Raw genomic sequence first — 9,482 nt, 5'->3', positions numbered from 1 at the left:
CCTGTAACATTTTTGCTGGTAAGTGGAATTTCCGCGGTCATCAGTTTTACCATTGACGCACTGATTGCTTCTCCGGACCACTTTCCGACAACTATACAGGCACTTTTACCGATTATACACAATACGGTACAGCACGGACGTATTTTTACCGGTGGAATTTATCTTCCTCTGGGAATGTTGCTTGCCTACCGAAAACTTCCAGCTCTGCTGAACAGAATCCTGCTTCCCGCCGGATGCATTGCCAGCTTTCTGATCCATGTATCTGTTGTCGATGCCTGTCTTCTGGTTATTATTTCCGTCAGCTTTTTTGGTATTGTAGAAAATCTTTCCCTAAAAAAGCACCGTATTTATCATTTTATGCGGCATTCCAGTATGATCCTGTATCTGATCCACATGTATGTCTGGAGCATTTACTATAAGCTGCTGTATAAACATAAGGATCATGGCATTGACGATTTTCTGATCACCTCTGCGCTCAGCTTCGCACTGGCTGCACTTTATATCTTATTAAAAAACAGACGTTTAAAGTTAAAATCAGAACCTTTCACAAAAGTTTCTGCCAAATAAAAAAGAACCGGAATTTGACTTCCGGTTCTTTTTCGATTGATGTATATACTAACTAAGGGGATTAGATAATACCGTTTCTTAAACCTCAAAGATGAGATCGCCGTAAGATGGCATTGGCCATACTTTCTTGTCCACAATAATCTCCAGTTTATCAATCGGCGCACGAAGTTCTGCCATTGCAGTTGTAACTTCATCCCGATAATAAGCTGCACGCTCAGCACCATCTTCCATGGTCAGACCTTTGTCTGTCACTTCTTCCAGTTTTGCCAGCGCCACTTTTGCATCAGATAATAATCCGGATGCTTCCTGAAGCAGTTCTGTCTGTACACTGATATCGCAATCGCAGGCTGCTTTTACCGCATTGATGGATTCTGCCAGAGATGTGATATATTTGATCACTGCCGGAATCAATGTCTTGTTTGTGATATTGATCATCGCTCTTGCTTCAATATTGATCTCTTTTGCATAAATTTCATACTGAATCTCTTCACGGGACTCTAACTCAGCTTTTGTAAATACGCCGAATTTTTCAAACATATTGATTGCTTTATCTGTGGTCAGTGCAGGAATTGCATCAACCATAGATCTGATATTTGGTAAGCCTCTGCGCTCTGCCTCAGCTACCCATGCATCAGAATATCCGTCACCATTGAAGATAATTCTCTGGTGCTCTGTCAGATATTTTTTAATCAGATCATGTGCTTTTTCGTTGACATCTTCTGCTGTTTCCAGTTCATCACAAACTTCCTCAAATGCCTCTGCCACGATGGTATTTAATACAACATTCGGTGCAGAGATAGAATCCTGGGAACCAACCATACGGAACTCGAATTTGTTTCCTGTAAATGCAAACGGTGATGTTCTGTTTCGGTCTGTTGCATCTTTTGCAAGATCCGGCAGAGAAGCTACACCTGTCTGTAATACACCACCTTTTAAGGAGTGTGTAGCAGAACCGGTACTGATCAGCTGAGAAATCACATCGTCAAGCTGCTCGCCGAGGAATACGGAAACAATGGCAGGCGGTGCCTCATTCGCGCCAAGTCTGTGATCATTTCCAACATCTGCTGCAGACCAGCGAAGAAGATCAGCATGATCATCGACTGCTTTTAAGATGCAGGCAAGTACCAGAAGAAACTGAATGTTCTCATGCGGCGTTTTACCAGGCTCTAATAAGTTGATACCATCATCTGTTGTGATAGACCAGTTATCATGTTTACCGGATCCATTGACACCGTCAAATGGTTTCTCATGAAGCAGGCACTGAAGTCCATGCTCGTTTGCTTTCTTTTTCAGTACTTCCATAACCAGATGGTTGTGATCCAGAGCCAGGTTACAGGTCTCATAGATCGGTGCCAGCTCATGCTGTGCCGGAGCAACCTCGTTATGCTGTGTTTTTGCCGGAACACCCAGTTTCCACAGTTCTTCATTAACATCTTTCATAAATGCAGCGATACGTGGACGGATGCTTCCGAAATAATGGTCATCCATTTCCTGTCCTTTTGCCGGCATGGAACCAAATAAGGTACGACCGGTGTAGATCAGGTCTTTTCTTCTTAAATATTTTTCTTTATCTACCAGGAAATACTCCTGCTCGGAACCAACAGATGGAGTAACTTTTTTAGAAGTTGTATTTCCGAATAATTTCAGTAAACGTAATGCCTGTGTGTTGATTGCCTGCATGGAACGAAGCAGTGGTGTCTTCTGATCCAATGCCTCACCTGTATAGGAGCAGAAAGCTGTCGGAATACAAAGTGTTGCACCTGCTGCATCATGTCTTACAAATGCATAGGATGTACAATCCCAGGCTGTATATCCTCTTGCCTCGCATGTCGCACGAAGTCCTCCGGACGGGAAAGAAGATGCATCCGGCTCACCTTTGATCAGCTCTTTACCGGAAAAGCTCATCAGTACTTTACCCTGCTCATTCGGAGCAGTGATAAATGAATCATGTTTCTCTGCTGTCACACCGGTCAGCGGCTGGAACCAATGGGTATAATGTGTTGCGCCCTGCTCGATTGCCCATTCCTTCATTTCATGTGCAATAATATCTGCAGTTGCAAGATCCAGATCTGTTCCCTCTTTGATGGTCTCCTGCAATTTCTGATACACTTTCTTCGGAAGTCTTTCCTTCATCACAGTATCATTGAATACATTTTCACCGAAAATATCAGTGACTTTGAAATATTCACTCATCTTCTTGATTCCTCTCTTTTCTCATATTTTTACAGTCCCCTGAGTATATACTGATCTGCCCGTTCTCATCTTTTTATGTATCCGGGACAATTCTGCTATAAGTAAGCGTTTTTCCATCCGCTTATGCTGCCTGTTCATATCCGAAATAACTATTCATCAGATTATTTGGCTAAATGATCAATTTTATCTTTTTATAGCAGAAAAGGGTATTCCACCATTTGTTGGAACACCCTTGTTCAGCACGTATTCATGTCTTGCAATTAACATAGTACAAAATTCTGAAAATTGCAAGAGGCCAAAAACATTTTTGTCCATTTCAACAATTATGAGTTGTAAAATGCTAATTTTTCGTAACTTTTTACAAATTCTCAGGCTTTGTCGATAGAACCAAAAATCTCCATTTTCTCTTTTACTTTAGCTTTGATAGCATCGAATCCAGGAGCAAGTAATTTTCTAGGATCGAATCCTTTACCTACCAGGTCTTTGCCTTCTTCGATATATTTTCTTGTAGCTTCAGCGAATACAAGCTGGCACTCTGTATTTACGTTGATTTTTGCAACACCAAGAGAGATTGCTTTCTTGATCATGTCATCCGGAATACCTGTACCACCATGAAGTACTAACGGCATATCGCCTGTCTTCTGCTGGATTGCATCCAGAGTCTCAAAGCTTAAGCCAGCCCAGTTTTCCGGATATTTACCGTGAATGTTTCCGATACCTGCTGCAAGCATTGTTACACCAAGATCAGCGATTGCTTTACACTCATCCGGATCAGCACACTCGCCCATTCCGATTACGCCGTCTTCTTCGCCACCGATGGAACCGACTTCTGCCTCAAGAGATAATCCTTTCTCTCTACAAACAGCAACAAGCTCTTTTGTCTTGGCAACGTTCTCCTCGATCGGATAATGAGAACCGTCAAACATTACAGATGAGAAACCAGCGTCGATACATTTGTAGCAAGCTTCATAGCTGCCGTGATCCAGATGTAATGCAACTGGAACTGTGATATTTAACTCTTCCAGCATTCCGTTTACCATACCAACAATCGTCTTGTAGCCTGCCATGTATTTGCCGGCACCTTCAGATACACCAAGAATAACCGGAGAGTTATTCTCCTGAGCGGTTAACAGAATTGCTTTTGTCCACTCAAGGTTGTTGATATTGAACTGACCAACTGCATAGTGACCTGCTTTTGCTTTTTCAAGCATTTCTTTTGCTGAAACTAACATAATGAGATCCTCCATTTGTTTAAAAAAATATTGTTAATATAATAACATTATAACCTTATCAGATAAAAAATGGAAGTCCTATTTTTTACCTGACATATAAAAATCTATCAAAATGCTGCCGTTCACACGCGCCATTCGCAAAACGTCCTTTCAAGATTACTCTACCATAAAGGTAATTCTGCGACAGTGGTTATAAATTTCTACCTCTTTATGATCTCCGCCAAACTCTCCATCCAGCGTCCACGGTACATAGTCTTCGCATTTTAATCGAATATGATCCGTCTTGTAAGTATAAATATAAGGTGTCTCTATATCCTTCGGCATCACCAGATTAGACAAGATCTCATTTAACTGGATCGGATTTTGAGGCATCCTGATCAATGTCACCTCGAATTCACCGTCATCCAGTTTTACGTTATTTCCTGTCATGTTTTTCATGCCGCCTACAGAAACAGAATTTGTGATCATACCATAGATAAACTCGTCCCGGATCGTCTCACCATTTACTTCCACTTCCAGATAGTAGGATGGAATATCGTACAATCGTTTTGCGCTCTCCAGAATATAAGCCACATGCCCAAAAATATTTTTCAGCTTCTGGTTTGTCATATAAGACACATCTGTAAATAAGCCGAAAGCTGCAATATATACAAAATTATCCTCATTGAAAACACCTACATCACAGGGAAATTGCCGGCCACTGACGGCAATCTCAGCTGCACGCAGCATATTTTTGGGAATTTTTAAAGACTGGGCAAAATCATTGGTACTTCCCGCCGGAATATAACCGATGGGAACGATGCCATCACATCGCATCATGCCGGTAACAACCTCATCCAAAGTTCCATCACCGCCACTGCACACAACCAGATCATATTCTTCTGCCTGTTCTTCCACTTTATGGACTGCATCTTCCTTTTCCTGTGTCGGATAGATGGTAACCTCATATCCATTTTTGACAAAAGTATCAACGATGGACACCAACTGCATTCGAATCTGTCCTTTTCCGGAATGCGGATTAAATATAAATAATAATTTTTTCTTATCCATTTCTATTCACCCTCCTCAGTCCTTAAGCCTTCTGCAATCTCTTTCAGTTTTCTCAGCCGGTGGTTCACGCCTGATTTTCCAACTGGCGGATCCAGATAGGTTCCAAGTTCCTGTAAAGATACATCCGGATTATCCAGACGTACCTGCGCCATTTCCCGTAATGCCGGGGCAAGCTGCTCTAATCCGATAGTTTCCTCAATATACCGAATGTCTTCCACCTGCCGCGCTGCCGTACGCACCATTTTATTAATATTGGCAGAGTCACAGTTGGACTGCCTGTTTGCACTGTTTCGCATTTCCTTGATAATACGAATATTTTCCAGTTCCATCAGGGACTTGTGTGCTTCCATCACATTCAGGATCTGAATGATCTCCTCACTGTCTTTCAGATACAAAATGTATTTCTGCTTTCGCAGAATAATCTTTGCATGTACAAAAAATGCTGCCATCTGTTCTTTTAAAAATGCTGCTGTCTGTTCATCCTCGCAAACAATCTCAAAGTGATAGGATTTGCCCGGATCACTCATAGAACCGGCACAAAGAAATGCCCCTCTGATATAAGCACGCTTGCTTCCTAACGTCTGCAGCAAGTCCCGCGGTTCTGCCTGTGCACTCCAGATACAAATATCCCGCAGCGCCTGCTGGAGTTTCTGCCGCTCCGGAAGTTCCTCCGAATAAAGCATATCCTCCGGTCGCTCCGACAACAATATAAAATACTGATTATTTTTTCCGGCTCCGTGTCTGCGTATCTCCAGCTGCACCTGAATGTCAAATGCTTTCTTGATCAGTTTTACAAACGTCTTTGCCAGTGCCACATTTTCCGTTTCCACCAGAACCGCCACACTGTCCTCCAACCGTATAATTCTTCCACAGAAACGAATAATGGCGGAAAGTTCTGCCCGTACATCCGCTTCCTGCATCGGAATCAGACGGGCAATCTCCTCCTTCATCTCTCCAGAAAAAGACATATTACTTCCTCAACTACTTTCCACGCTTTGCGTCTTTATCAATATCGCGGTGTTCTACCCGCAAACCATATTTCTGATTTTTCTTTAATCTCTCGTAAAGTGCATTCGTCAATGTAACCGAACGGTGCTTTCCACCGGTGCACCCAATCGCAATCACCAGGCGATTTTTCCCTTCTTTGATATAATTAGGGATCAGGAAACGCACCATATCTTCCAATTTGTCCAAAAATTCTCCCGCCTCCGGGCTATTCATAACAAACTGCTGAATCTCCGGATCATTTCCGGTTTTTGGACGCAGTTCTTCCAGATAATAGGGATTCGGCAAAAAACGCACATCAAATACCAGATCTGCATCTGCCGGAATCCCATACTTGAATCCAAAAGACAGGATTGTCAGATAGATATTGTCATATTCCTGATGTCCAAGGAAAATATCACCGATGGCAGCATTTAATTCTCTGGTCAGGAGCTGACTGGTATCAATGATATAATCTGCCATCTCCTTCAGGAATTTTACCTGCTTACGTTCCAACTCGATTCCTTTTTCCACCCGGTCAGTTCCTGCCAGCGGATGTGCCCGACGGGTTTCCTTGTATCGTTTGACCAGCACTTCATCCGATGCATCCATAAATAAAATCTGCACACAATTTCCCCGTGCACGCAGATTCTGAATGATTCCGGATAACTGCTGTAATGCCTCTCCATTTCGGATGTCCATACCAAAAGCGATCCGCTGAAACTGTGTTTCCCCGGAATCAGCAAATTCCACAAACTTTTCCAGCAGTGGGATAGGAAAATTATCCACGCAAAAATATCCGATATCCTCCATAATTTTTAACGCAGTTGATTTTCCTGCTCCCGACATTCCTGTCACGATTACATATTCCATACTGTTCACCTTACTCCTGATGTCCTATTTTCCAGTCGTCCTGACTTTCACGAATCTTGTTCGCCAAAAACTTCTTTCCGACTTTTCTAACGTGCTAAAACTCCCCGATTTTCTTCACTTCTGCTTCCAGACGCACACCGAATTTTTCAAAAACAATTTCAGAAACCTGATTCATCAAATTACAGATATCTGCCGATGTGGCATGATCCCGGTTGATCACGAATCCACAGTGTTTTTCGGATACCTGGGCGCCGCCTACCTGAAAGCCGCGAAGTCCCGCATCCTGAATCAGTTTTCCTGCAAAATATCCTTCCGGACGTTTAAACGTACTGCCTGCACTCGGATACTCCAACGGTTGTTTGCTCACACGTTTTTCTTTCAGATCTTCCATGACCGCACGAATTTCTTCTGCTTTGCCTGGATGCAGCTCCAGAACAGCAGATACCACTAGATATCCACGTTCCGGAATGATGCTGTGCCGGTAAGACAGATCCAGTTCTGCCACCGGAAGCGTCAGAAACGTTCCCTCCGGTGTCAGCACCGTTACTTCTGTCAGAACGTCCTTCATCTCTCCGCCGTAAGCGCCTGCATTCATCACAACTGCTCCGCCAAGGCTTCCCGGAATTCCGGATGCAAATTCCAGACCGGTCAGTTCCTGCGCGGCAGCTTTTGATGCGATGGCAGAAAGCATCGCACCTGCTCCTGCTGTGATTTTTGTTCCCTCAATGGAAATCTCTGACATCTGTTTACCGATTTCCAGAACAACGCCGCGGATACCGCCATCGCCCACCAGCAGATTACTTCCGTTTCCGATCACCGTCCACGGAATCTGTTTCTCTTTGCACAGGGCAAGAATCTCACTGATCTGTTCTGCCTTCGGTGTCACCAGAATATCTGCCGGTCCACCGGTTCGAAATGTCGTATGCCGGCTCATGGATTCCTCACAAAATACCTGTTCGGAACCACAGATCTGACATAACGTTTCATATATTTCTTTTTTCATACTCTGCTCCAATTTATGCATCTTTCAGGAATGCTTTATATCCGCATTTTGCTTCATACAGATCTGCTTTGCTGATGATCTCCCAAGGTGCATGCATGTTCAGTACTGCCACACCACTGTCGATAACCTGCATATTATAATTTCCAAGGATATAAGCGATGGTTCCGCCGCCGCCCTGATCTACTTTACCAAGTTCTGCGGTCTGGAAGTATACCTGATTGTCATCCATGATCTTGCGGATCTCAGCTACATACTCAGCACCGGCATCGTTGGAACCGGATTTTCCTCTGGAACCTGTATATTTGTTGAATACCAGACCTCTTCCAAAGTATGCAGCATTTTTCTTCTCCATGACACTTGGATAGTTCGGATCAAATGCAGCACTTACATCAGAAGAAAGTACTTTGGAATTCTGTAATGCACGGCGCAGTTTTAATTCACAGTAATCGCCGCAGGCATTCATTACTTCTGCAGTCATATTTTCGAAGAAACGGGACTGCATTCCGGTTGCACCAACGCTTCCGATCTCCTCTTTATCTACCAGCAGGCATACGCTTGTGCGCTCCGGTGCTTCCATCTCCATAATAGCAGAGAAGGACGGATATGCACACACGCGATCGTCATGACCATAGCCCATGATCATACTGCGGTCAAAACCATAATCTCTTGCCTGACCTGCCGGAACGATCTCGATTTCAGCAGAAAGGAAATCTTCTTCCTCCACACCGTAAGTCTCTTTTAAAATTTTCAGCACGTTTGCCTGTACCAGAGTTTTTACTTTCTTCTCTTCCTCTGTCTTTGCTTCCAGCGGCATGCTTCCAACTAAAATATCAAGTGCTTCACCTTCGATGACTTTTGCACCTTTTTTCTCCATCTGGTCTCCGGAAAGGTGGATCAGCAGATCGCTGACACCAAATACTGGATCTTCCGGTTTCTCACCGATGTTGATCTCTACGACAGAACCGTCTTTTTTTGCGATCACACCGTGCATTGCCAGTGGCAGTGTTACCCACTGATATTTTTTTACACCGCCATAGTAATGAGTATCCAGCAATGCCATATCAGTATCTTCGTACAACGGATTCTGTTTCAGATCCAGACGCGGGGAATCGATATGTGCGCCAAGGATGTTCATACCTTCCTGCATTGGTTTCTTACCGATGATATACATAGCAAAACTTTTACCTTTGTTATCTGCAAATACACGGTCTCCGGCTTTCAGAGTGATGCCATTTGCGATGACATCTTCCATATCCTGAAATCCTGCTGCTTTTGCACGTTTCTTTAATTCTGTGACACACTCGCGCTCTGTTTTGCAGTCAGAGATAAACTGACGGTACTCTTCACCGTAAGCAAATACTGCTGCTTTTTCTTCCTCTGTATATTTTTTCCATGCGTTTTTTCGTTCCATATTGTTACACTCCTTTTGAATGTGCTCCGTAAAGGGAAGCAGACATTCTAATTTTGTTTTATTAAAAAATATCATTCAAAATCCCTTATTCTCGTAAAAACAGGGGACTTCTTTACATTGGGTCAAGCGGATATTCGCAATCCGCTTCGCTACTTGCTCATAACCGAAT

8 protein-coding genes are annotated in these 9,482 nt (G+C 43.4%); 1 reads left to right on the top strand and 7 read right to left on the bottom strand.

Going from position 1 to position 9,482, the window contains the following annotated elements:
• The coding region (locus tag LG34_RS16850) for a hypothetical protein (protein WP_181369392.1) at positions 1 to 567 on the top strand (567 nt) is incomplete at its 5' end.
• A gap of 78 nt (positions 568 to 645) precedes the next feature.
• Here LG34_RS16850 and LG34_RS14580 read toward each other — a convergent pair.
• From LG34_RS14580 to LG34_RS14550, 7 genes are all read right to left on the bottom strand, one after another.
• On the bottom strand, positions 646 to 2,760 hold the full coding sequence (locus tag LG34_RS14580; protein ID WP_109216711.1) for a glutamine synthetase III: 2,115 nt from the start codon (positions 2,758 to 2,760) through the stop codon (positions 646 to 648).
• A 368-nt stretch (positions 2,761 to 3,128) separates the two neighbouring features.
• The gene (fba, locus tag LG34_RS14575) at positions 3,129 to 3,992 is read right to left on the bottom strand and encodes a class II fructose-1,6-bisphosphate aldolase (protein WP_109216710.1); all 864 of its coding nucleotides are present in this window, start codon (positions 3,990 to 3,992) and stop codon (positions 3,129 to 3,131) included.
• 156 nt (positions 3,993 to 4,148) lie between these two features.
• On the bottom strand, positions 4,149 to 5,042 hold the full coding sequence (locus tag LG34_RS14570) for a diacylglycerol/lipid kinase family protein (protein WP_109216709.1): 894 nt from the start codon (positions 5,040 to 5,042) through the stop codon (positions 4,149 to 4,151).
• 2 nt (positions 5,043 to 5,044) lie between these two features.
• Positions 5,045 to 6,010, bottom strand: coding sequence for a DNA-binding protein WhiA (gene whiA, locus LG34_RS14565; protein ID WP_109216708.1), 966 nt, complete (start codon positions 6,008 to 6,010; stop codon positions 5,045 to 5,047).
• A gap of 13 nt (positions 6,011 to 6,023) precedes the next feature.
• Positions 6,024 to 6,899 carry an RNase adapter RapZ gene (rapZ, locus tag LG34_RS14560; protein ID WP_109216707.1) on the bottom strand — a complete coding sequence of 292 codons (876 nt, stop codon included), beginning with the start codon at positions 6,897 to 6,899 and terminating at the stop codon, positions 6,024 to 6,026.
• A gap of 94 nt (positions 6,900 to 6,993) precedes the next feature.
• Positions 6,994 to 7,902 carry a UDP-N-acetylmuramate dehydrogenase gene (gene murB, locus LG34_RS14555; protein ID WP_109216713.1) on the bottom strand — a complete coding sequence of 303 codons (909 nt, stop codon included), beginning with the start codon at positions 7,900 to 7,902 and terminating at the stop codon, positions 6,994 to 6,996.
• Positions 7,903 to 7,915: 13 nt separating this feature from the next.
• A complete protein-coding gene (locus LG34_RS14550) occupies positions 7,916 to 9,313 on the bottom strand; it encodes an aminopeptidase (RefSeq protein ID WP_109216706.1) in 1,398 nt (465 codons plus the stop codon).
• Between the last annotated feature and the right edge of the window lie 169 nt (positions 9,314 to 9,482).

This window comes from Eubacterium ramulus (genome assembly GCF_003122485.1).
Classification (GTDB): Bacteria; Bacillota; Clostridia; order Lachnospirales; family Lachnospiraceae; genus Eubacterium_I; species Eubacterium_I ramulus_A.
Note: the sequence above shows the minus strand (reverse complement) of the source record. Positions and strands in the feature narration are given on the sequence as shown.